Raw genomic sequence first — 23,665 nt, 5'->3', positions numbered from 1 at the left:
AAACTTTAAATAACACTCTCTCGAGTTCAAAGGCAGGTATAAAACAAACGTGTTGAAACGAGAAGATTTAACTAGACGTGTCCTCTCCTGTATTGGATGGCTTAAAAACTATGTTGAACTTAATAATGTGAACACTCTAACCGACATCAATAAATACTGTGAGGACTTCCTGGTTCCCATACTGAACAGAACTTATGGTCTGAGATTGGTGAATCTGAATCAGATAAAAGTTAATTTTCCAGCTGTGGACTTGGGGGATTACGATTCACGTATTTGCTACCAGGTAAGTTCAACCGTTGACGTGAAAAAGATAGAGGAAACACTAAACACTTATGACATAAATGGTCTTTATAGTAGTTTTGACGAGATCTATCTATTTATGCTGGGTACTAGGAAAAAGTATAGGAAGGAACTGCAGTATGATACATTTTCCTTTGATTACAAAAGGAATATCAAAGACTTCACGGATTTATCGCGAGATATACTCAGCAAAGAAATAGATGAACTTAAAGAAATTGTTGATTTGCTGGAATCTGAAATGTCTGGAAACAACAATATTGATGATCAGATAAAACTCATTATTACTGATGAACTTACTACTAATTATTCAACTTTGTTTAAGCAAGTAATCAGGACTAAAGATGTGGAATTGAGATTTAGAGATGTTCTTAACCTAATTACGCCAGAAGTATTTGGTTCAGAAAAGTTCTTCTTTATGTTGACCTTTATGAGACTGAAAACAACTGTTTATGACAAACATGAGCAGTTACTAATTAAGCATCCGTCCGGTTATACAAGGAAACTAATAGAAATCTATAATCAATTTAGAAAACTCAACTCGTATGATGACCTTTTCCATATGAGGAGAGATGAATACAGAGATCTAGTACGAGTACTTCAACCTATCTTAAATAATTTTATTGTCAAACCCCCAGTGAGCGATTGACTACGGCCGTAAGATTAACACGAATGGTTGGTCTATATACCTAAATAAGTAGGGGTGAGATCGTTGAATAATCATGGTACCGGACACTAAACAGAAGGTTAATATAACACTAGGGGTACTGAGTGTGGAACACAGCTCGTTACATCAAGAAATGGAGGTCGGTCTTAAGCCGGCCTTTATTTCTATTTTGGTGATTAGATTCTGTATCATTCCTAAGGAGGATTAGGCATGTCAAAAGCGGATGATGAGTGTTCGTTTATGGATGAGGTAGCTCAGTATGAGAAAGAAAATCCAATTAATTTCGAATCTATTGGTAGAGAGATGCTTAAACAGGCAGAGAGAAGTGTTAGATCTAGCGGGGAAAAGTATCGATACAAAAATCAATTGAGAAATATTACGCATAATGAGATCCGGGATCATGTTGCGAAGAAAATGAAAAAGTTGTTCTCATCTACACTAGTGGAGATTGAATCAACCCTAGTAAAAGGCAGGATTGACATATTAGCAGTAGATCGGAACAATCGTTATGTGGGGGTTGAAATCAAAAAGTTAGCAAACAAGGCCGAGCTTAGACAATTTCAGCAATATAACAAAGAATTGAGGGAGAAATACGGGCCTGATAGTATGTTAATTGTTCTAGCTTCAGGATATACTCCTGGTTTATTAGAGTCCGATTTGAGTGGAATTCATTTTTGGAGATACGAAATCTGGTGGAAGATCCAAACGTATAAAACTAAAGAGGATAAATATCTGATTGATGAATTGCGTGTTCAATAATTAGAAGAAGATGGGGGGTTAATTAACAAGTTATTTGAAGATAAGATTCGTTTGAAGCAGCAGTCTAATGATAGAGGTTACTGGAAGAAAAGATAGTATAATCGATACCTGTCAAAAGGCTCAGAAGCGTTATTAAGCTGTTTAACCGATTCGGAGTGTTTGGTATAGGGATTGTAATTAAAATCAACGAGACGGGTTGTCGGATCGACTAACAAGCTATTTATAGCAGTTTATTGGATTGAATCATTTATCATACATACACTATTTGACCTTATAAGGGAGAGGATCTGAAATGGAAATAGCCATGTTAGCTAATCAAGACATTGATATTCTAAAGGAATGGTCAAAATTAAGGAGTAATGGACATTCAATAGATTCCGCTATTGATACCCTTGAGGAGAATTATCGAATACATTCTGATAAGCATGGATTTAGATGTAAGTGTTGCGATCAAGAAGTAACCATGGTATTACGCAAAGGTTCTCCACATTTTCGTCATCAAGGAGAACGCTGCCCGAGTGCAGATAATTATAAATCGTATATCAAGCGTGTTAATAACTATGAGACAAAGGAAATTCATACTGTCGGACGTATTATTTTAAAAGTTTATCTGGAAGGGCAGTTAAAAATTAAAGGAATTACCGTTGAAGATGGTTACATGTATCGGACATTACTAAAAATAGTGCCTGATTTTATTATAACATTTCCAGACGGCCGACAGTGGGCTATTGATTACGTGACTGGAAAGAAGCAAGACGACATTTACCGGAATTACATTAACAAAAGGACGAATACATACAAAGAATTTGGATTCACTCCATTTTATTTTATAGACTCTTCGTGGATTGCTGCGCACCCCGAGCATTCCATGATCACGCTCTATTTGGCGGAAAATCAAATGAGGGTAACAAGCTCAAAAGATCGAATGTGGAGTAACTTTATTCAGGAGTACTATGATACCTTTGGGGAGGAGTTTGTGCATCGTGAATTATTTAGAACATCAAGTATCAAGAAACTTGATCCGGATCTTAATATCTATAGCCTAGCTTACGTCAATCCCAATGAAGGCTTAGCATGGATTCAGCGGTTAATCCCGTATTCCAAAAAATTCGGTTATCATGTTCACAGGTCCACATTGTCACTGGATCAAGTGACTACGTTATCTGCAGATATGGATGAGTTTCAATGGTGGGATGAGAATGAAGATCAGGTCATGATTGATACGTTGAATCAGCTAAGTGCAGCATTTGAAAATGAATATGAAATACCTCAAACCGAAACTGAAGCAGCAATCTCATTAGGCGATAATTTTCAGGCGACAGCCGCTTTAGACACTATTAATGGATTTTATTTGAATGGGCTAGCCAATACTCCTTCTTCTTCGGCTCAAACCGTTTTGGAGCTAATCAATGAAAATATGGATGTAACGATGGCCAAAGACCTAGTAGAAATCATTAAAAATCTCAAGTCACAAATGAGTAGAGAAGACCTTGATTTAATCCGAGCTAAAGCCCGTTCAGTAATGGGGAAGTTAAGTGAACATAGAAATCTCCCATGGGAATTAAGGGAGGTATTAATTGAAATTGCACTGATAACTTAATGAAGTATTAATTCAATATAATAGGAGTTAACAGTAGTAAGAGTCAGTGTTTCTGATTTAATTTATGAGTACCTAAATAAAGTTTTTATACAATCTTAAAATAGAGAGGGAATGTTTAGAAAATGAGCTGGGAAAGTAGTGAAACTCGTGAGCCGTGCAAATGAGGGAAGGGATTCAATTGAACACTACTTGGTCAGATGACTGGAATCGATTTGAATATAGCACAAGAATACAATGTGATGAATGTAGAAAAAATTTTACTAAGTACGTTTATGAATATATAGATTCAGGTATGTCAGAGTATTCCACATGTTGGGTTGATAAGAAGCTTTATAGCTTATTTAAGAAGAAAGAAACAGAGTTTAAAGAGTTTAATGACCAAATCATTAAGCAATGTAACGAATATATGCGTAAAGAATATTTAACTAGATGGCTTGCAATTTTTAGTGATGTCCCCCACACAAAGAAAGCTGTTTGGGAATTGTTTAAAAAGTTTTGAATCACTCAATACAGCTACAAAACATTTTGCACTCACACTGACAAAAAATACTTAACAGAATTAATAGAGAGCAAGGTGGTATATGGAAACAAACACATCATCCTTCCAGCGATAGGAATTGAACATGATGAATTTTTAGACAGTTGTCGAGATAAAGTGAAGGAATATCAAAAAGCTAGAGACGATGCGAAAAGAGAAATGATGAAATCTTCATTCAGATAAATATGCTGTCTTATTGTAACGTTCTAAAATTTACTCGTAAGAATGATAAAAATTTTTTATTTTGGGGAGTAAAATATATATCACCTTTATAAGTCGCTTTTTGCGACTTTATTTATTTTAAACAGGAGAGTCTCTCTTCTACTGAACTGGAAGAGTCCTACCGTTACTTCCTTCCTGATGTATGTCTTACCTTCGAAAGTAACAATATCTGCATTAAGCAGCCACAGTAAGATTTTCTTGATCTTGTTCATTATTAATACCTCTTTCATCTATACAAGTTGAGATCCAGGTGGTTTGATTTGTATTCGGATTCTGTTTTGAATGATACGGTTTGGATACATACATACATCATAGAGATCGACGATGGCAATCTTAAGGTGCGCGCTTTGTTGAGATAAACAAATTCTGATTATTTTGTCTTCAAAAGCTTTAAAGTAAATTTATTGTAAAACGGATTATCCTTATTTACAATAATAATTGAGTTGAAAGCTATTATTCGCAGGGGGTGTTTTGATGAAACGAACAGGTATGAAGAGAGCATTGGATCGACTTGGACGTATTGTACTTCCTAAAGAAATGAGGGAGACCATGGATATTCATATTGGTGATCCACTTGAGTTTTTCATTGAAGGACAAGAGTTGATATTAAGAAAGTACAAATCAACAATGTGTGTGTTTTGCGGTGATCCAGGTACAGATATTTACTTTAAGGAGCAATTCATATGCCCGGCGTGTTCCCAAGAATTAAAGCAACCATCTGACAATCCTCAACAATTCCCCATTCAGCCAGTAAATTCATCGGCATCCTCAAAACATTCAAGCCCTAATTTTTATGAAAACAATGGATCTAATTACGAAACAAAAAATATAGAGAAGGACGAATACTCTAAACTCAGTAAAAAAACTGCCATAAAACTTATACAGTTAAAAGAAATTATTGAACATCATCCTTATCTTTCACAACAAGAAACTGCCGAGAGAATGGGTATCAGTCAAGGCCGCGTATCCCAGCTAAAAAAACTTCTTTGACGTGCGAGAATAACTGTTAAAAAAGGAGGTTCATCTTATGAAACAAGTTTTTGTTTATAAGGAAGGCGAGGATTATTCTGGTATCAATATTTTAAAAAAATACACACACATTAGAGCATTCCATGGATGTAGGACAAACAGTCTAAATAGTTATTATACAGAAGGAATTATACCCTTAACAAAAGAAAGGGCATACGAGCAAATTCAAACAATTCTAAAGTCAAAAAAATATATCAGCGAAGAGAGAATTATGACCACTTTCAATCAATTATGGACCGAGCCAAATCGAGTATGGTTTGCTATTACTAAAGAAGAAATTGTTAAAAGATCAGGGCATTATCTACTCTATGGTAGTGAATTTATCAACTCTGTTTTTGCACAGTTTTATCTAAGAGATGAGTTGAAAAAGAATGGAAAACCAACTATCTTTGCATGTGATGTTCCTCTAGATTTTATAGGAAAGCCTTTTATAGAAAATATAATAGATAGTTTAAGAACAAAAGAATCACTAAATCATTTGTCTTTTATGATTTACGGAAAACTATCTTCAGATGATATTGTTTCTCATGAGCATCCTGATAGTAGCAAGATTTATGATCCTTATCCTTATTAGTTAGAATTTACAGCGCATTCCCAATGAGAAAGTTAGTGGGGAAGTTTCTTGCGAGGTAAAGTGAGAGATCGTGAGTGGATGCCATACGCGCATAACATTCTAGGGCAGTAGCTACACCTTTGATTAAGAAAAAAGTTTCGTAGCAAGCGAAAACCCACCTCATAAGGTTGGACGCCTGACGGTGGGTTTCGCTTGAGATATTATATTTAGTTCATGCGCGCCGTGGTAAACCACAGCCTTTAGGGTCTGAAGAGTCTATACCGTTGGTAACTCGGTAGCAGTATAAGTCTTTTTTTTATAACACAGTTTGCAGAGAATTCTATAATTAAAGGTTAGGCTTTCAATTGGATATACATGTGCTTTTATGCCGAGATATCAAAAATAAATGGTATAATTATTATATTAAATTTGCGCTGGGTGTTGGTCGAATTAATAAAACGGGTACGATTAACTAAACTACCACATTCCAATTCCTATCATTCGTATTGTGCAAATCGTAGCGTTATTTAAGCTGAAACGACTTTAAAGAAATAGACGTGCTGTTTTGTGCTGCTTATCTAATTGATCCATTTCATACTAATTTAAAAAGAGGCAGGGTGAAACATATGGTAAAGTATGCTTACAAAGATAAGGCAAGGACAGTGAAAGTCTTAGCGAGAGAGGCTTTGAAAGAAGATAAAGAACGTGAATTCTACTGCCCGAATCATTTATGTGAGGCTATAATGAAAATTGTTATTAAGGAAGGCGTTTCTGCATCTTTTTTCAGAGGACACGGACACTTAGATGATTGCGTCCATTACACAAGATCGAACAGTTTTAAACCGGGTAAGTTTAACGAGCAAGCGTTTGACTTCAAAAATGCACTGATGTCTCTAACCCGTGCGGGAAGATCACAATCAAATAAACTAACCCCCAATAATCACAGCAATGGCCCTGCAGTAGACAAGCCTTTAAGAACCATCCGTCAAATCTATGATATGTGTACGTGGCACAACGATTGTTCTGATACGTACAACGGAGTAATGGTGGGACACATGTTGCTTAATGATGATAGTGCAAAAATGTATACGAGTGGAGTGGAAGGTTTGCGGTTGATAGAAGCCAAAAGAAAGCCGAAGAAATTCTATGTCCCAGAAAAAATGGAAATCCATTTAATTGCACCGATAGCACAAAAGAAATACACATTCATTCTAAAATTTGCTGATGCAAAATTATATAGAGAGATTAAAGACTGGATATATGCCAATATGAATTACATATTCGTTATAGCAGGAGACTGGGCTTCATCAAACAGTTCAAATGTTTTCTCTGCCCATATATCTTCAAAGAATCAGATGACGATGATCAAGTAAGGTAAATCTAATATGCTCATAACTGCTGAGATTGACAGAGGAATGAACACATGAAATTACTTCAACCTCACCAAATACCTAGTTACTATCTTTACTTATTCATGCATAGTTGGAAGAGTGTTTGTGTGTTGATAGATAATTTAAATAATGTTAAAGTTACGATAACAACTGAATATCTATAAATTGCGAAGCACGCGATTATCCTAACATAGGGATAATTGCGTGCTTATTTTGTTTTTATTTGTAGTCAGCAACAACAACAACAACAGCAGCAAACCAAACACCACATCTCATCAGGAAGTAGCAAACGGTAGTCAAAGTTTATCAATACGTCAGAGGGAGGGGATCGTGAGCATGGCAAGGTTGAGGGAGTTTTTAGAATCAGTTGAGAACTCGCAGATGAAGCAGTAATTAGGACATCCTTTATTACAGAAGGGTTTCCAACACAAAATTACTCATATGGTGGCTACGAAAGCCGCGCTATGGGTGGAACGGAGTTAAATATGTACGGTAACGATATGGGGAAGAGTCCTAAATTCACTTTTTTGAGAGATTCACATATTAAGGAAATCACCAATCCGGAAGTGATAAACGATTTAAAAGAGATTGAAGAAATTTTCCGGAAAGAAAATGAGAATTTGGACGGGTGGCGACTAGAAGAGATCCCTACAGCTGGTTGTTATTGTTTCACGAATAGTAAAGAGGAATCCTTAACTTTTGGAAATTATTTCAATGATGACGGTAAAATGGTTCCGTCATATGTAGATTTAGAATCCAATGAACAGGAAGCATCGTCCATAAGAGAATCAATTCTCAAAAACGCATGATTCTTAACATATCGGGAGGAAGGGATGGTCAAAAATGAATGAGATATATGAGAGGGTCATTGAAGAATTTAGTAAACATGAATGTTACGTTGGCGATGATGAATTAATTCATGCTGTTCTCGCAGAATGTGAAATTTCGAATTCCGAACTGAGTGATTTAATGAAGTATTTGACAGAAGAGTATAACCGTTCAGGTAACGACAAAGTAGAGCAGCTGCAGTACGGTATCAACTTTATTTTCGAAGCACAAGAAATGGGTTACACCGTAGGTTATCCATCAATATATATCAAGACCACTGCGAGTGAACCTAATTGATTAGAATGTAATTCATGATCCCTAGTTAAGGTTAGTGCTGCTTATTTTTCCGCTTTAATCTAGTGGATTGGGAACAATTTCAGTAGCTGTTTTTTTATCGCATTATTCCATCGAACTTGAACTACGAAGGTAAGGAGTTAAATTTTAATGATCATTAAAGTTATGAGCAATTATTATCGTGTGGGTAGCAATCCGGAAAATATCCTCTTACAGGAACTAAATAAAAATAGAAAGCGGGTGTATTAAGTTGAATAGATTGAAAAGAGTACTTAACCTGATGCTTGCTTTGATCATTACCGTGTCAGGAATTACATTTTTCCCAAGTAGTACGCAAGCCGCTGTCATGCACAAGTGGGGTAAATACACCGCTAAGGAGGGGTATGTTAGCTCATTAACAAGAACTCAAGCTAGTGCAGGTTACTTTAGCTTAAACGGATATAACTCTTATCAGGTTAATCCAACTACTGGAGAAATCACTCTATCTGGTAGGGGCATTTGGAATAATGGGTACGTTTACGACGATATTGGACTAAAAGATCAGATTGGCTATTTTTGGCTGTCAGGTGATGATAATGGTACTTACGAAAAGGGAACAATCACTTCAAAACTAGCTCCTATAAAAGGCGAGTTCGTGGAGAATGTATATAGCAATAGTCCCAACACGTATCCTAAAGCAGCAAAACATAGTGATGGATTCTGGTATGATTATGTAGGAAGTGTCAACAATACAGCACCTGTAGTCGCATTAACCTCCTCTGGAGATAAGTCATTATATAATGATACAGGTAGTTTCAGTATAACTGGTACAGTTCAAGACGTTGATAACAACACGGTAAACGTGTACGCCTATGTTGGAGGTGTTAAGAAATCTATAGATGTCTCTGATACAGCGGTAGCGAAGACTTGGACATTAACTTGGGAGTCTAGTGAGTTACCTGTGGGTACATATACAACTCCAGCAATATATGCTAACGATGGTATGGAAGTCAAAGCCGTGAACTATGAGGGTAAAGTAATCATACAGCAACAAATCTATTACTACTGGAGCAAATTTAGGGTAACTAAAACCTTACCTTACAGCTGGAGTAAGTGGAACTATGACGCAGAACCAAATATACCAGGATACTACACAGGTTTTTCTGTAGATGAGGGTAGTAGAACTTCCAAAATCGAAGGTACTTACTTCTATCACCTGAGCGCTTCACAACCTGTAGGATATACAACCCACTTTAACAACCCAAACAATATAATCAGATGGACTAGATTAAGTGATAGATCTTACACACAAGAAGACCTGTACTGGACTTCTCAAGGTAGTCAGTCCATTAAAGGTTCTTTAATGGAAGCTAACATTAAGGCAACACAAAATACGTATCCTATAGATGGAGTGCATACCGATGGGTACTGGTACACTCGCGTTGGCTTAATACCTAACACGAATCCAGTGGTTAGTGTAACCCAGTCAGGTAATCAGTCTATAAACTTAAAAACGGGAAATGATACGTTAACTGTTTCAGGTACTGTCTCTGATGTAGATAATGATACCTTATCCATATCCGCGAGCATCGGTGGGGTAGAGAAACAAATAGTTGTAAGTCAAACTAAGGATACTAAGGCTTGGTCTCTTGTCTGGCGTACATCCGAGTTTAGTAATAGTGGTACTTTCAGTAGGCCGGCTATTACAGTGGTGGACGGTAAGGGAGGAGTCTCTACAGCAACATACACAGGAAATCTATCCGTAGACACAAATGCTTTGTACTACTGGGATAAGTATAGTACCAAGAATCAGATAACAGGTTACAGGGAATCTAGAGGTACAACGTATAAAAGTGATATTTCTAATATTTCAGGGTACAGAAACTACACTTTTAATAGTACCACCGGTGATTTTTCTGGTGTGGGTCAGTATGAAACGGCCCCAACTTACCCAACTTGGGCAGGTACTAGATTATTTGCAATAGGTTATAAAAGTATGACAGAGTATGCAGTTACTAATCTAGAGCAAACTCAAGTTACACGCTATGAAGCTGTAGCTAATACAACAGTAAAAGTTAAAGATACCTTACAGCAGAGTAACATACTTGATATTGATAAGACCTATCCTGATGATGGTTTACACACAGATGGGTATTGGTATACCAAAAAGTCAACTACAAATATGCCCCCCGTACTTGTAGTAGATAATTCTGATCAAATGATCGGTACAGCAGCTGAGAAAATCAGCTTGAAGGGTACCGCATTTGATTCAGATGGAGACGAAATTTCCATTTCAGCAACTTTAAATGGAATTACTAAATCAACGAGTATTACAGGGGCTGGAATTTGGCAACTTGATTGGTCAGTCAATGAAGTTCCGGAAGGAACATATACCAATGTAAAAATTAACGGAAATGATGGGAATCAAGGCACGGACGCAATAACCTACAACGGAAGAATCATATTTGATAAAGTAGCTCCTGGAAACCCAGAGGTAACCTTATCTGAAAACACATGGACAAACAAAGATGTGAAGCTGATAGCTAAGCATGGGGTCGATGTTGGCAGTGGTGCGAATTACACGGAATATACGAGAGACGGAGAAACATGGAACCAGTACAATGATCCTGTAGTCATCGGAGATTCCGGAGAATGGACATACCAGTTCCGTACAACGGACAAGGCAGGGAATGTTGGCCAATCAACGGAAGTCACTGTGCGAATTGATAAGCAAGTACCCACAGCACCAGAGTTGATCTTGTCTGAGGAATCCTATACACAAGATCCGGTAACGATTAGCCTGAAGAATGGAACAGATGACCTGAGCGGCGTAGAACGGACAGAGGTTAAAGTAGGGACAGGAAATTGGACATTCTATAATGGGAAAATGATTGTCGATGAGGAAGGAGAAACAGAAGTATTGGCGCGGACGATTGATGTCGCAGGTAATATCAGTCCTGAAGCAACTGCAAAGGTCCTCATCGATCGCACTGCACCGACAGAGCCGAGTTATACTCTCTCAGAGAGCCAATGGACAAACAAAGATGTGACATTCCAACTAAATGGTAGTCAAGATGCATCGGAAGTATATTACGAGTATAAAATTGGCGATAGTCCTTACGTTAGGGGTGACAGTGGCTCCTTTACAGAATCAGGTGAGCATACAATTACAGCTCGCGCCGTGGATGCAGTAGGGCTCATCAGTCCGGAGACTCAATTCGATATCCGAATTGACAAGGAACTACCTGATGTGGATTATGCACCTAATGGACTGCAATGGTCGCTGCAGGGTACCGATGTTCAAATTAAGGCATCTGATAGGTTGTCGGGTGTAATTGAACCGGTATATGTAGAGATTAGTCAAAGCGAACAACCGAGTGAAGCATGGCAGGTAATGCCAGACAACGGCAAAGTGACCATAGAGGACAAAGAAGGCATCTGGTATGTGCATACACAAGTGAAAGACAAAGCTGGAAATATCGGTACACATACGTCCAACCCATATCAAGTACAGAAGGCACCCGATGCCCCAACACTGGAAGCAACAGCAATCAGTGCTTCTGAAGTCAAACTAAGCTGGGATTTACCTGGCGGAAATCGATACACATCAGGCTACACGTATACCATCAAAAACATGAATACCGGTATAGAGAAGATATTGGAGTATCCGGTTCATGAATACGTGGACCAGCAGCTACAAGGTGGTCAAATTTATAACTATCAGCTGACGATTCGAAATCATGTCGGGTCAGTGGAGACACAAGCCTCTGCACTAACATATCCAGCTAGTCCTGGAGTCGAAATCAGCCCTGTCTTTCGGACACCAGGAGAAATGTTGATTAACATAGATCCTGTACCGACTGCAACCAATTATCGCTTGAAGTTGATTGATAACCAAGGTGATATTATAGAAAACGGATTAGTTTCAAGCACTCAAAAAGCATTAACTGGACTAATTCCAGGAAGCAGCTACACGGTTCAAGTATCAGCAATTAATGATAGTGGTGAGGGCTTGGCTACTGGTGTCGGATTTTTAACCCTTCCGGAAACGCCAATGGGATTTACAGCTATTGAAATTAAAGAAGATAGCGTAATTTCAGAGTGGCAGAGCGTTACCACGGCAACCTATTATGATCTTTATCGTAATAACGCCCTCTTGTATAACGGGGGAGATCTAAACTATAAAGATACTGGCTTAACCCCTGGAACAGAGTATGAATACGTAGTGGCAGCTGGAAATGAAACGGGCGAAGGTGATGTCTCGGAACCTTTGAATGTAATGACCTTGCCTGAACAGGATAACTCCCTACAAATGCTCGGTTTTAGTACAACAGGATTCACAGCTCAATGGAACGGCGTACCAAGCGGAATCAAGTATCACCTTCAGGTGTATGATCTCGAACAAAATCTTGTTGCCGAGTATCAAGGTCCAAATCTGGAATATACGGCTTCAGGACTTGAACCAGGAAAGGAATACAGCGTGTCACTGGTAGCTTTCAATCGAACAGGTGCAGGAAAAGCGAAAATTGTAAGGACAGTGACATTACCGAGTAATGTTGAATCTGTACAAGTTACTGGAATTGGAGAAACGGAAGCAGAATTCAACATTTCATCCGTGACAGGTGCAACCCATTATAAAATTGAACTGAATGGAGAAGAATTCCTGACGAATGATCTCAACTATGTTTTGTCACCGCTTCAAGGTAGCACGGAATATAGCGGGACCGTTCAAGCAGGTAATAGCTCCGGTTGGAGTGAACCGACAGCATTCAGCTTCTTGACTAGACCGGTGCGACCAGCATTACTGACGGTGAAGACTTTCAGTGAAACGGGGATGACATTAACCTGGGAAGAAGATAAAACGGCGTCTCGCTACTGGATCACGGATGAGCAAGGTAATACAACGGAAGTAACAGGATCGGAATTTGACGTTGCGGACTTGCAACCAGGGTCAGAATACCGCTTTAAAGTAGCAACCGAAAATGCGACTGGCATAGGTTCTGAATCTGAGATCGTGTGGAGTACCCGAACCGAAGCGCCAGAACTAGAACGAGTGGATGTACAAAATTTAGATGCAACATTAAGTTGGACTGAACCCCATGGAGCTTTGAGATATGAGATTACAGATAAAGCAACAGGTCAAGTGTATTACAGCGGATCGGAACCCGTTGCACTCCTTACACAGTTGCAAGTGGGATATGTGTATAATTTAACGTTATCAGCCTTCAATAAAACGGACCACGCGTCAAAAGGTGTTCTTGTGAAACTGGTGACTCGAGCTGAACTGAACAATAGCAATGTCAAAATTACTAATGTGAAGTCTCACTCCGTAACAATGGAGATCGAGACAGCAGGACAGGAAATCCAAGAGTTCTCCATTTTACGAAATGGTGTGAAAATTACGACGGTAGAAGCAGGAAGCCAAGTGAGCTATACAGACACTGAGGTGGAACCAGGTAAAAAATATGAGTATGAGATCGTGCCAGTAAATGAGGGCGGCGAAGGAAAAGGTGTTAAATTGACTGCATTAACGGCAACGAAGCCCGTGTCAGCTCCAGAGGTGAAATCAGGGGATGATTGGGTAGAAATTAGTTTCCAAGCCGTAGAGCAAGCAAATGAGTATGTGGTCCTGGATAAGAATGGAACCGAATTATGGCGTGGAGATACCTCGCCGATCCGTCTTGAAGGGCTGGAGCCAGGAACAAAAACTATTTTGAACATTGTGACAGAGAATGCAGCAGGGTATCCATCAGCGCCGGTGTCAGTCCCTGTGTGGACTCTACCATCAGTGCCTACGGGTATTGAGTCAAGTGCTTCAGAGAGATCCATTACGCTCATCTTCAGCAATGTGATGAATACAAAAGACTTAACTGAATTTGTGATTTATAAAGCTGGGAAGGAAGTAGGACGTGTAGGTGCTGGGGAAAAATCTTGGACAGATAAAAATCTTACACCTAATACCAAGCATGTATACGAAGTGAGGGCTGTAAATCTTGGAGGAGAGAGTACGAAGGGGATAAAAGTGGAACAAACCACGAAACAGGAACAACCTGTAAATACAGGCAGCCCTTCAGTTCCAACCCCTCAGACAAATCATGATAAAGATTCAGACAAGCCTGAAAACGACAAACCTGATGATGATGTTAAAGGAGATCAGCAGGATAATGAGCAGTCTGGATCGGTATCGGGTGTGTTTAAAGATGTGTCCGATTCAAGTTTTGCTAAGAATGAGATCGAAACCTTAGCGAAAGATGGTGTCATAAAGGGCATTAGCACAAATGCATTTGCCCCGAATAAAGAGATCACACGTATGGAATTTGCTGCATTAATTGCGCGTGTCCTAAACGCCAGTCCTGATGAATCCATCACAATGCCGTTCCAGGATGTTAAAGATACTGCATGGTATATAACTGAACTAAATGCGGTTGTTGTTAATGGTATTGCAAAAGGATTCAATAGCACTGAATTCCGACCGAATGCAGTAGTTAATCGAGAACAGGCTGCAAAGATGTTGGTCAATGTGTTGATTAAGGAAGGCGTAACATCGTCAACTACAGCTCAACAATTTTCTGATAATTCGGATATTGCAGTATGGGCATTAGAAGATGTAAAAATGGCAACAGCGCAGAAATTTGTACAAGGGTATCCGGACAATACCTTCCGGCCGAAACACGGACTGACACGTGCTGAGGCAGCTGTAATGATCTTCCGTTTACGCGATCATTTAAATTCAATTTCAAAATGAAACGAACATGCTACACAAAGAACCATATGGTAAGCTGAATGCACGACTTTGCAGTGAAAGAATGGTTTAGAGACTGGTCTTCGTAGGTTCACTAATCATGTAGATCACACACAATAGGACGGCGACGGCCGTCCTATTTGTCTATCTCTGGAAGTATGATGTCCCCATCACGTGTTGAAACATGGCAAGGGAATGTACGGCCATACCGTCCCTAGAGCTCTCTAAGCGTGAGTTTATAGGATTTATCCACTCAAGCCGGTCGAGCGTAAACATTAGTGTTTATCGATATAATCGGCGTAGCTCTACCGGAGATGGCCAATCCAATCAACTTCAATATATGTTGATAGATAATATATTTAATGTTAGAGTATCTTTAACTGAATAACTAAAATATTGCGAAGCACGCAATTATCCTAACATAGGGGATAATTGCGTGCTTTTTTTGATTATTTTTTTATTTATTATCACTTATCTGTGAAGGAGGTAGGACGTATCAGCAGCTTTATCATGATTTTAATCCAAAAACCGATAGGAGTTAGTACTATGATACAAAAGAAGCAGATCAATGTTAAGGATGTACTTAAGTACTTGTATGAAAGCAAGGACAAGAAAAGGCTTCCTGTTGTACAACCATTGCTTGATAAGAACAAGGAACAGCCCCAGCCTCTACGTAAAATAATGTAAGAAATCATCCAAGATAGGATTAATCTATCAGATAAAATAATCAAAAATTGATGATTGAACTTGTAGTCAATTAGCAGTTAGAAAATAGTACGAGAGGTGATTTATTATGCCCCAAAATATGAAGTTATATGTTTGTCAATATTGTCATGGCTACTGTGACAGTAGAGATTGTTATTTATGTGAGACAGAGTCTGCAGTAATCATTGACCGAGTGGATACATCAGAACTTGATCGAAGCTACATTAGACATTTTTTTACTGATAGGGAGTCTGTAATGTTGGCACTTAGTACTTTTGGAGATGCCCCTGGAATAATCGCCACCATAGAATATCCTCTGAAAGATTTACTCCGTTTGTTAAATCGTAAAAAGTTTGTTCGAAATGATATTACTTCTCTATTAGTCAATAGAGTATGGCGTAATTGCATCGGTATAGCGATGCTAGACCCTGTCAAAATTGATCATAAAGAGATAATTGGTGATGATCAGATTTATGGAATTATGATTTACAAATAAAAAGATGATGAGTGATTCCTGTAAAACCCAATAGGACGGCGGGGTATATTTTGGATAGGGAATTGCGATTCTAGATTCTGGGATTTCAGTTAACCCTCCTATGTTTAAGCTTTTGTTGGACAGAGATATCAAAAGAACAGAACTTAAGCAGTTGCTAGGCTTTAGTCCATCAACCGTCGCTAACTTTGAAAAGAAGAATGTATCTCTAGATGTGATTGATAAAATCTGTACACATTCTGGCGTTCAGCCAAACGACATTTTGGAACAAAAAAGAAGGTGGCGGATTGATTCACATCAATCACATAAAGCTCAATACTGGACATGTGCGTCTGAGCTCACCTGACGAGATTGACAAAGGTATGTATTTTGTTTGCCATCAACAGGATCGTAAATGATTCGTTTGGTCCAGAAGGTACAACTGTACACTGCTTCTTTCAATAGAAGTTTGAGGACTTACTCGTTTTTCGTGTAGTTGATCAGCTGGACATTATTACATAAAAAGTGTGGCGAGGGGAGTTGCTAGAATGCAAGTAGTGAAATTCCCAGAAGATGATGAAACTGAATTTTACATCGTAACTGAGGAGGAGCCTAATGTAAGTGATTTGTTTACTGTTGATGCTAGAACGTGGGAAATCATTTCAATTAAATCAACGGGTCTTTTGTATCGCGGACCCAAATCACCATTTCAAACAATAGGGCAAGCAGTACGCAAAAGAGTATTAACACCCGTTGACACATCTCATTTGAGGAATGGAAATAATCCTATTGATAAAGGGCTTATATAGAAGTTTATTATGGATGGTCTACGCAACAAAAGGATTCAAGTGGTTTCTTGTGGGTGCGGCCCCTGGATTGCTTTATTTTTGTTATCAATCTATAAGTGGCGCTAGTTTGCCGAAGTGGGCTAAAGAACATATCTCTAAAAACAAACCATATTAAGAGTTACGGTAGCGTAGTGGAACCAAATATGATAAATGGGACGTTCCGAAAATACCACTGGCTCGTTCGGTGAGTTAGGGTAACAGACCAATGTATATAAATGCTTCAAAGGTAAGGGGGATTGTTAGTATGGGAAAGTTTAAGGCGCATCTGTGCTTTTGAGCGATAACAATATTAAAAGTGTACAGAGGATCTGGCGAGAAGGGGATTTTACCTTCGAAAGAATAGATATAAACTAATGAAACTTTAGTTTTTTTTCAAAAAAATTTGTGAATGGTATTCCCAAAGAGAGGAGTGTGAATAGTTTGGTTAAATGGTTTCTGTTAGGATTCATTATCTTAATTTTTCTTGTTGTTATGAAAAAAATAAAGAAAAGGAGAGAACGATATAGTACGCGTGTATTTGTACGTACTTTAAGAAATAGTAAGAGGGCTGTGTTAATTAAGGAAAGAAAAGATTAATGCAGTAACTAATTACGGGATAGAAGAAGATTACTACAAAGTCTACTTTTAGGAAGAGAGATGAGACGTAAAGTATAGCCTCTGATTACAATGATAAGTCTTACCATACTCAAATTCGTAAGTTAAAACCTATCCATTTGTTAATCTATTTCTATTGAGGATAGTTTTTAATTACTCGATAATGTTCCAGCCAGTTATAATTTGAATAGAGCTAACAAAACCTATAAGCAGTAATAAAATGAATATATGTAAAGTCTCTTTCCAAGGCTTTGCAAATCAAACAAGAAAGGTACGATATTATAATGCTAGACCATCCTTCATTCCAAAAGTTAGTTTCTACGCCACTAATCATAATTCTAATACTATTATCAATGACAGCGTTAATGTTAAAACTATCAGGAATACCTGCCCCATATTGGTACGTAATTCCTGTGGGGGCATTTGGAGCAGCAGTTATTACAGTTTCAGTAGCTCTAACATTTATAGAAATCAGAAGAAAAAAGTTTAACAATTAACGTGAGGCAAGTAATCTCCTTAACCGGGTAAGGTACCATGAAGTTGCCCAGCTGAAGACAAAAGAGTACTAGAATTCTGATGTAGACTCAATTTCACCCGTTAAAGCCAAGTTCAAGTTATATTATCCGTATAATATTTTCCAGAGGAAGCACCTCTTAATAAGGCATAAGCCCTATATTAAGTAGTGCTTTTTTTGGTTGAAATGGAGAGAATCTGATGAAATATTTCACGAAAGTTATGACACTCAGCACTATTTTTATGTTGGTATTCCAGTCTATAGGTCTGTCTTTTAATCTGATCTCCTTTGCAGAAGGATCGGTCTCCCCCAATTTAGTCATTGAACATGGAAACCCGGATTACATTCTGGTGGGTGAGGAAAGGCTGTTGCAAGCCGTATGGTCTCATGAAGATGGCCATATGGACGATTTGACCTCATTAAGTAACTGGTCCTCTGATGATGACACCATAGCGGCTTTCAATCAGCCCGGTGTACTCCTAGGGAAGTCCGTAGGAGAAGTTACGGTGACTGCAGATGTATATGGAGAAACCGGATCAAGTACATTGAATATCGTTGATTACTTAAGGCTTGAGGCGCAGGTTTCTAATAACGTGTTAACAATCGGTGATTCTATTCAACTCACAGCACAAGCCGTCCTCACAAATGATAAATACATAGCAGATGCTGTCCCCATAGCCACCTTTGATTCACAAGATTCAAGCATTGCGGATGTTAGCGCAACAGGACTGATTAGTGCTATTAGCGAAGGTGAAACATTCATCAACGTCCGAGTAGGGCAGCTTCTCAAAACACTTTACATCGTCGTTTCGAAAGTAGAGGAAGAACCTATCCCACTGATAAAATCAGGGACGGTTTTACCTAAAGATTTGGGGAATATAGATCGAGTTATCGCCAATATCGATAAGCTTGGCTTGAATACGGTAGTTGTCCCGGTGAGATTTGATGTTCCCGATGCCCACAGCCATGAATTAAGCATGCATCCAGGCGATGTGGAACAGGCGAAGGCACTCATTGATGTGCTAAATGATCGAGGCGTAAATGTAATCCTAGAAGCCTTTCCGTGGATCGCTGAGGGCAGTGTTTCGGAAGTGAATTATGATCCGACGGATTTGAACGAATTCTTCTGGAACTATAAATCTGTAGTATGGTCCACTCTGTTGCATGAGATCGCCATCCCTAAAGACGTATATGCTGTTATTGCGGGGTCCAGTTACACCAAGATAGAATCCCACCTTTGGTACTGGCGCGATGTCTTCTCTTTCATCCGTGATGCATATCCTGGTAAGCTTACATATAAAACTTCCTGGTGGATCACGGCAGAGTGGGACCCATCCACCAAGAATCAGTACAATGAAAAGAAGAATAATCTAATCTTTGGATATGTTGATTTTATTACGATTGCTGCGTACTTTGAGTTGAATGAAAATCCAGCTCCAAGTACTGCAGATCTGATTTCTGATTTAAGCAGCTCCAGTATCTACGCAAGACATCAGAATGTCTATGATGAGATCCGGTCTTTTTCAGAAATTTGGGGACGGGATATATTCTTAGGAGAACTTGGAATCCCAAGCGTGAATTATGGGGCTTTTACTCCATGGAATCCGGATGTATCTAGTGATAAGAATGAGGACGTACAAAGCCATGCTTATGAAGCCTACCAAAAAAGTTTCGGTAGCAACAGCTGGTTTAAAGGATACTCTATCTGGCAAGTTTCAAATGATTCGAACAACTATTATCCCGTTGGAAAAAAAGCAGAGTCTACTATTCGTGACTTCCATCCGGAGCTGGCGAGTCCGATCCAGTCATTAACAAGTAGTGCAGCCTCTCTAGAGTTCATTCCAGGAGAGAGCCGGCAGCTTCATATACAAGGGAAATATTCGAACAACGGTACAGCGGATCTGACACGTAATGTGTCTTACAGCTCTTCTAACCCTGATATTGCATCTATCACGCCGTCTGGTATGGTAAATGCTCATCACGTTGGAACGACTACAATCAGGGTGAACTACTTCGATGTTTCACTTGAGATCCTTGTTGAGGTAAAACCAGATACCAGTCAGGACAAGCAGCTGCTTTCGTTCCGGATTAACGAGATTAACGGGAAAATCAATAAAGACTCTCATACCGTTCATGTTTCAATGCTTTACGGGACAGATCTGAGTGAACTGGTTGCAAGCTTTGATATGAAGGGTGTATCTGCCGAGGTGGAAGGACATATTCAGATCAGCGGCCTCACTAAGAATGATTTTACTTCACCTGTGATTTATTCTATTCTCGCTCGTGACGGGTCCGTACAAACATATACCATCATCGTTGAGGTGCTGACAAATGATGACATCTCTAAGCTGCAGATTACTGGATTGCATGAGAAGATGATTATTGGTGAAACTCATACGCCGGTTGTGGAAGCACTCTTTCCGGATGACTCATCCATAGAAGTCACAGAACAAGTTGCTTGGGAAGTATCTAACCCCAACATCATCGGAATAAAAGATGGCCAGCTACAAGCCATGAGAGCTGGCACGGTAAACGTGTCCGCCCAGTTGGGAGGAATCCACTCTGAAGAATATTCAATCAGCGTAGTAGGAAAAACGATAGATCTGCCTTCTCAGCCAGGGGGAGACGGGGGTTACACGACCCCATCACAAGATATAAAAGATTCAGGAACGGTGGCCGAAAACAGCGGGGAGGCTGAAAAAGAGGTTTTGCCTTCAGAAATTGATAAATCCATCTTCACTTATGTGATCAACCGATCAGGCTTAGTACAATCGATTCAATCTGTAATGTCCGCAAGCAAGCCAAGTAGAGTGTATTCGGATCTGCCTGGCCATTGGGGAGAGCGTTATGTGCAGAAGCTCCAATCTGTCCAAGGTGTAACCGGATATCCGGATGGAAGCTTTCGGCCTAACAATGCTGTCACCCGAGCGGAATTTAGTATGATGATTGATCGCGTCTTTTCGCCTTCGGAAGGCAGATCGCAACCCCTAGTGTTTAAGGACCTGACTACTCACTGGGCAAAAGAGGGTATTCTTCATCTCACAGAGCAAGGGGTTATCCAGGGCTACGCAGATGGTACGTTCAAACCTAATCAGTATCTTTCCCGAGCGGAAGCGGTCGAATTGGTTGGAAGGATCGTTGAGCTTAAAAACTTTACAACAACGACGGTCCCTTTCCAGGATATCAATAATACCTGGAATCACGGGAATATCAAATTAGCGTTTGCTGCTGGCCTGATCGAGGGGCGGACCGCTGATCAATTCGTCCCTGAAGGAATGGTTACAAGAGCAGAAGCAACTGCGATTCTTATTCGGATGTTGTCTCTTGATCCAGAACTAAACCCTATGTTCAAATAGAATTGTGGCCACTACAATAGATATGTAGTGGCCACATATTTGTCCCGGGTAAGCCATCCTTATAAATAAACGTTCAGTGTAGTAAATATCTAACCGCTACTTATTGCAAACGATGAAACGTCTGGGAAAACATTTATCCGACCATTTTTGGGAAATTGGTGTACAAGCATTATATCTCGAGCATCGGAGATAACAGCATACAATATATTTTGTTCAGGAAATTGCAATTTTAGATCCTGGGAATTCAGTAAACCCTCTTGATTTTAATTTCGGTTGGACTCAAACCGTATAGAACCATTTTCGAGCCATTTCGAGTTGATAAAATTCTATAATGATTTATACATTATAGAAGAGGAGAAATTATTATGTTTAAATTAGTTTCATTTAAGTTAGTAAGTGATTTTATCCGATTTGCTATTAAAGCAAAGTATGTTTGGGCGTTATGGTTAATTTTATGTTTATCAGGGTTTATTGTTTTTCTGAGATTCCAGGTTGATATTGCTGTCGATCTAATGGTCATTTCACTGGCACTTTTTCTTGTAACGATAGCAGATCGATTTGTATACAAGAAAATAACCAGTTACGTGATAATGAACCGATTTAAGAAAACATTGCACATGAATCTACCAGAACGATTGCCAAAACGTCACCAACTAGAATCAATTGTTTTAGAACTTAAAGAGGCTCTTAAAAAAGAATCTCGCAAATCAACACGGTACTATATGAAAACTCATCAACGAATTTTAGATCAGCTATTAAATGATACGTTTCAAGAAAGCATCTCAGTGGATTATGAATCGACCGGAACCGGAGTGATTTACGAGAAAGTTGTGATGGTATCCTATTCAAGAATTTTGAAAAAGAAAGACAGGAAAATAAGAACGCTCTTCTTATTAGCTCAGGAAAATAAATATGATGTTCAGTTGCGAATTAAATAACATGTTGAATTTAATTGCACCTTAACGAATCTCCCATTATGCAACAAGCTGGCTCAAAGATAGGCCAGCTTGTTTTGTTTCGCCATTCAATAAATAAGAGTTATTCTCTTTACGTTTTTAACCCGCTTGAATTAAAATGTACATGAGTTAATTACTTCATAAATTCATTGTAATCACAGAAAGGAGGCCATCATTATCAGCACTGGAATTATCGTCTTAGTAACAGCTCTACTTGTATTTGCAACGAAAGTACTTGAGCTATACATAGTAATTGAAAAGAATAAGAGCAATAAATAAAATATAGAAATAATTACATAAAATAATGGAATCTGATGTATGTGAGACGATAATATGATATCCAACGGGGTGGCATGCTATACAGGAATCGAATCTAGGACGGCGACAGCTGTCCTATTTGTCGTCCCCGATAGCCCCTTGGACGTATCAAGACTGTCAGTAAATGAGAAGAGAGAGATGATACGATGCTTTAATCTTTTGACTTGTTATTCTTCAGGGATGAAGGCCAATGCTACAGCACACGTGTAACCTACCTATTAGTGTTCTTGACGAGCTATTAAAGTATAGTGTATAAGATACTTACTATCTGAAAGGATGTGGAAGAATGACAGCCTTTGTTTATCTCCCTAATTTTCAACGTGACTTTTATAAGGAACAGCTATCAACATTCGTGACTACCTATTTTGAGAAGCTCTCACCTGTATTTGATAATATTGAGGAAGAAGCTACTAAGAAAGCAGAGGAGGAGTATGAGAGGATTGGAATGAATTTCGATCCGGATCGAAGCGATCCTGCAGAGATGGCTCAACAAGCAGAAGAATTTGGCCAGCGGTATTGGGAAAACTCCAATTTGATGAGATACAATACCAAGTTAATGACCATTTCTACCTTCTATCAGATATGGGAGCAACAAGTAAGAAAGCTATTGTATGAAGAACTTACTCGTCATCATAGTCTAATTGATAAGCATGGAAATGAAATTTCATTTTCCAAGTTCGGCACGCGTGGGATTGATCAGATTAAGGAGGTCTTTAGTCAGTGTGGGGTAGTTCTTGAACAACTAACTTCCTGGGGGAAAATTGATGAACTACGTCTTCTCCAAAATGTTATTAAACATGGTGATGGGAAGGCAGCAGAGAAACTAGAGGGAATTCGTCCGACTTACTTCCGAAGAGTAGGGAATACGAAGGTTATGGATCTATATTTAACAACTTTGGGTGATCTAGTTCTTGATGTAGACGATGATGAACTTAATATCTATTTAGATTCTTTATTGGAATTCTGGGATGATCTACCAGAGAGAATGTATTTCAATCCTTAA

Annotated in this window: 17 protein-coding genes; all 17 read left to right on the top strand. The window is 38.9% G+C overall.

Annotated elements, in window-relative coordinates; all coding sequences use genetic code 11:
- Positions 1 to 49: 49 nt before the first annotated feature.
- The 17 genes from ACX9NY_RS31085 (at position 50) to ACX9NY_RS31005 (ending at position 23,665) form a co-directional block, all read left to right on the top strand.
- A complete protein-coding gene (locus tag ACX9NY_RS31085) occupies positions 50 to 946 on the top strand; it encodes an SMEK domain-containing protein (protein WP_472480175.1) in 897 nt (298 codons plus the stop codon).
- Positions 947 to 1,174: 228 nt separating this feature from the next.
- A complete protein-coding gene (locus tag ACX9NY_RS31080) occupies positions 1,175 to 1,723 on the top strand; it encodes an endonuclease NucS domain-containing protein (protein ID WP_472480173.1) in 549 nt (182 codons plus the stop codon).
- A 292-nt stretch (positions 1,724 to 2,015) separates the two neighbouring features.
- Positions 2,016 to 3,323 carry a hypothetical protein gene (locus ACX9NY_RS31075; protein ID WP_472480171.1) on the top strand — a complete coding sequence of 436 codons (1,308 nt, stop codon included), beginning with the start codon at positions 2,016 to 2,018 and terminating at the stop codon, positions 3,321 to 3,323.
- 178 nt (positions 3,324 to 3,501) lie between these two features.
- Complete coding sequence (locus tag ACX9NY_RS31070) at positions 3,502 to 3,822, top strand: hypothetical protein (RefSeq protein ID WP_472480169.1); 321 nt, start codon at positions 3,502 to 3,504, stop codon at positions 3,820 to 3,822.
- A gap of 735 nt (positions 3,823 to 4,557) precedes the next feature.
- Entirely contained in the window at positions 4,558 to 5,073 is a 516-nt protein-coding gene (locus ACX9NY_RS31065) for an AbrB/MazE/SpoVT family DNA-binding domain-containing protein (RefSeq protein WP_472480167.1), read from the top strand.
- Between the two features lie 37 nt (positions 5,074 to 5,110).
- Entirely contained in the window at positions 5,111 to 5,686 is a 576-nt protein-coding gene (locus ACX9NY_RS31060) for a hypothetical protein (RefSeq protein WP_472480165.1), read from the top strand.
- A gap of 605 nt (positions 5,687 to 6,291) precedes the next feature.
- On the top strand, positions 6,292 to 7,038 hold the full coding sequence (locus ACX9NY_RS31055) for a hypothetical protein (protein ID WP_472480163.1): 747 nt from the start codon (positions 6,292 to 6,294) through the stop codon (positions 7,036 to 7,038).
- A gap of 503 nt (positions 7,039 to 7,541) precedes the next feature.
- Complete coding sequence (locus ACX9NY_RS31050) at positions 7,542 to 7,865, top strand: hypothetical protein (protein ID WP_472480161.1); 324 nt, start codon at positions 7,542 to 7,544, stop codon at positions 7,863 to 7,865.
- A 34-nt stretch (positions 7,866 to 7,899) separates the two neighbouring features.
- Positions 7,900 to 8,181, top strand: coding sequence for a hypothetical protein (locus tag ACX9NY_RS31045; protein ID WP_472480159.1), 282 nt, complete (start codon positions 7,900 to 7,902; stop codon positions 8,179 to 8,181).
- Between the two features lie 247 nt (positions 8,182 to 8,428).
- Positions 8,429 to 14,902, top strand: coding sequence for a fibronectin type III domain-containing protein (locus tag ACX9NY_RS31040; protein ID WP_472480157.1), 6,474 nt, complete (start codon positions 8,429 to 8,431; stop codon positions 14,900 to 14,902).
- 543 nt (positions 14,903 to 15,445) lie between these two features.
- Positions 15,446 to 15,586, top strand: a complete 141-nt coding sequence (locus tag ACX9NY_RS31035) for a hypothetical protein (protein WP_472480156.1) — start codon at positions 15,446 to 15,448, stop codon at positions 15,584 to 15,586.
- Between the two features lie 274 nt (positions 15,587 to 15,860).
- Positions 15,861 to 16,100, top strand: coding sequence for a hypothetical protein (locus ACX9NY_RS31030; RefSeq protein WP_472480154.1), 240 nt, complete (start codon positions 15,861 to 15,863; stop codon positions 16,098 to 16,100).
- A 100-nt stretch (positions 16,101 to 16,200) separates the two neighbouring features.
- Entirely contained in the window at positions 16,201 to 16,443 is a 243-nt protein-coding gene (locus tag ACX9NY_RS31025; RefSeq protein ID WP_472480152.1) for a helix-turn-helix domain-containing protein, read from the top strand.
- 181 nt (positions 16,444 to 16,624) lie between these two features.
- Complete coding sequence (locus ACX9NY_RS31020) at positions 16,625 to 16,885, top strand: hypothetical protein (protein ID WP_472480150.1); 261 nt, start codon at positions 16,625 to 16,627, stop codon at positions 16,883 to 16,885.
- Between the two features lie 1,347 nt (positions 16,886 to 18,232).
- Positions 18,233 to 21,388, top strand: a complete 3,156-nt coding sequence (locus tag ACX9NY_RS31015) for an S-layer homology domain-containing protein (RefSeq protein ID WP_472480148.1) — start codon at positions 18,233 to 18,235, stop codon at positions 21,386 to 21,388.
- Positions 21,389 to 21,753: 365 nt separating this feature from the next.
- The gene (locus tag ACX9NY_RS31010; protein WP_472480146.1) at positions 21,754 to 22,326 is read left to right on the top strand and encodes a hypothetical protein; all 573 of its coding nucleotides are present in this window, start codon (positions 21,754 to 21,756) and stop codon (positions 22,324 to 22,326) included.
- Positions 22,327 to 22,948: 622 nt separating this feature from the next.
- Complete coding sequence (locus ACX9NY_RS31005) at positions 22,949 to 23,665, top strand: hypothetical protein (protein WP_472480144.1); 717 nt, start codon at positions 22,949 to 22,951, stop codon at positions 23,663 to 23,665.

This window comes from Paenibacillus sp. CB74 (assembly GCF_055687625.1).
This window is presented reverse-complemented; position numbering and strand designations above follow the sequence as displayed.

Coding starts and splice junctions, on each gene's coding strand:
- ACX9NY_RS31055 (WP_472480163.1), top strand. CDS start 6,292: ATGGTAAAGTATGCTTACAAAGATAAGGCAAGGACAGTGAAAGTCTTA.
- ACX9NY_RS31025 (WP_472480152.1), top strand. CDS start 16,201: ATGTTTAAGCTTTTGTTGGACAGAGATATCAAAAGAACAGAACTTAAG.
- ACX9NY_RS31050 (WP_472480161.1), top strand. CDS start 7,542: ATGTACGGTAACGATATGGGGAAGAGTCCTAAATTCACTTTTTTGAGA.
- ACX9NY_RS31065 (WP_472480167.1), top strand. CDS start 4,558: ATGAAACGAACAGGTATGAAGAGAGCATTGGATCGACTTGGACGTATT.
- ACX9NY_RS31010 (WP_472480146.1), top strand. CDS start 21,754: ATGTTTAAATTAGTTTCATTTAAGTTAGTAAGTGATTTTATCCGATTT.
- ACX9NY_RS31020 (WP_472480150.1), top strand. CDS start 16,625: ATGCAAGTAGTGAAATTCCCAGAAGATGATGAAACTGAATTTTACATC.
- ACX9NY_RS31045 (WP_472480159.1), top strand. CDS start 7,900: ATGAATGAGATATATGAGAGGGTCATTGAAGAATTTAGTAAACATGAA.
- ACX9NY_RS31075 (WP_472480171.1), top strand. CDS start 2,016: ATGGAAATAGCCATGTTAGCTAATCAAGACATTGATATTCTAAAGGAA.
- ACX9NY_RS31030 (WP_472480154.1), top strand. CDS start 15,861: ATGTTGGCACTTAGTACTTTTGGAGATGCCCCTGGAATAATCGCCACC.
- ACX9NY_RS31005 (WP_472480144.1), top strand. CDS start 22,949: ATGACAGCCTTTGTTTATCTCCCTAATTTTCAACGTGACTTTTATAAG.
- ACX9NY_RS31060 (WP_472480165.1), top strand. CDS start 5,111: ATGAAACAAGTTTTTGTTTATAAGGAAGGCGAGGATTATTCTGGTATC.
- ACX9NY_RS31035 (WP_472480156.1), top strand. CDS start 15,446: ATGATACAAAAGAAGCAGATCAATGTTAAGGATGTACTTAAGTACTTG.
- ACX9NY_RS31015 (WP_472480148.1), top strand. CDS start 18,233: ATGAAATATTTCACGAAAGTTATGACACTCAGCACTATTTTTATGTTG.
- ACX9NY_RS31080 (WP_472480173.1), top strand. CDS start 1,175: ATGTCAAAAGCGGATGATGAGTGTTCGTTTATGGATGAGGTAGCTCAG.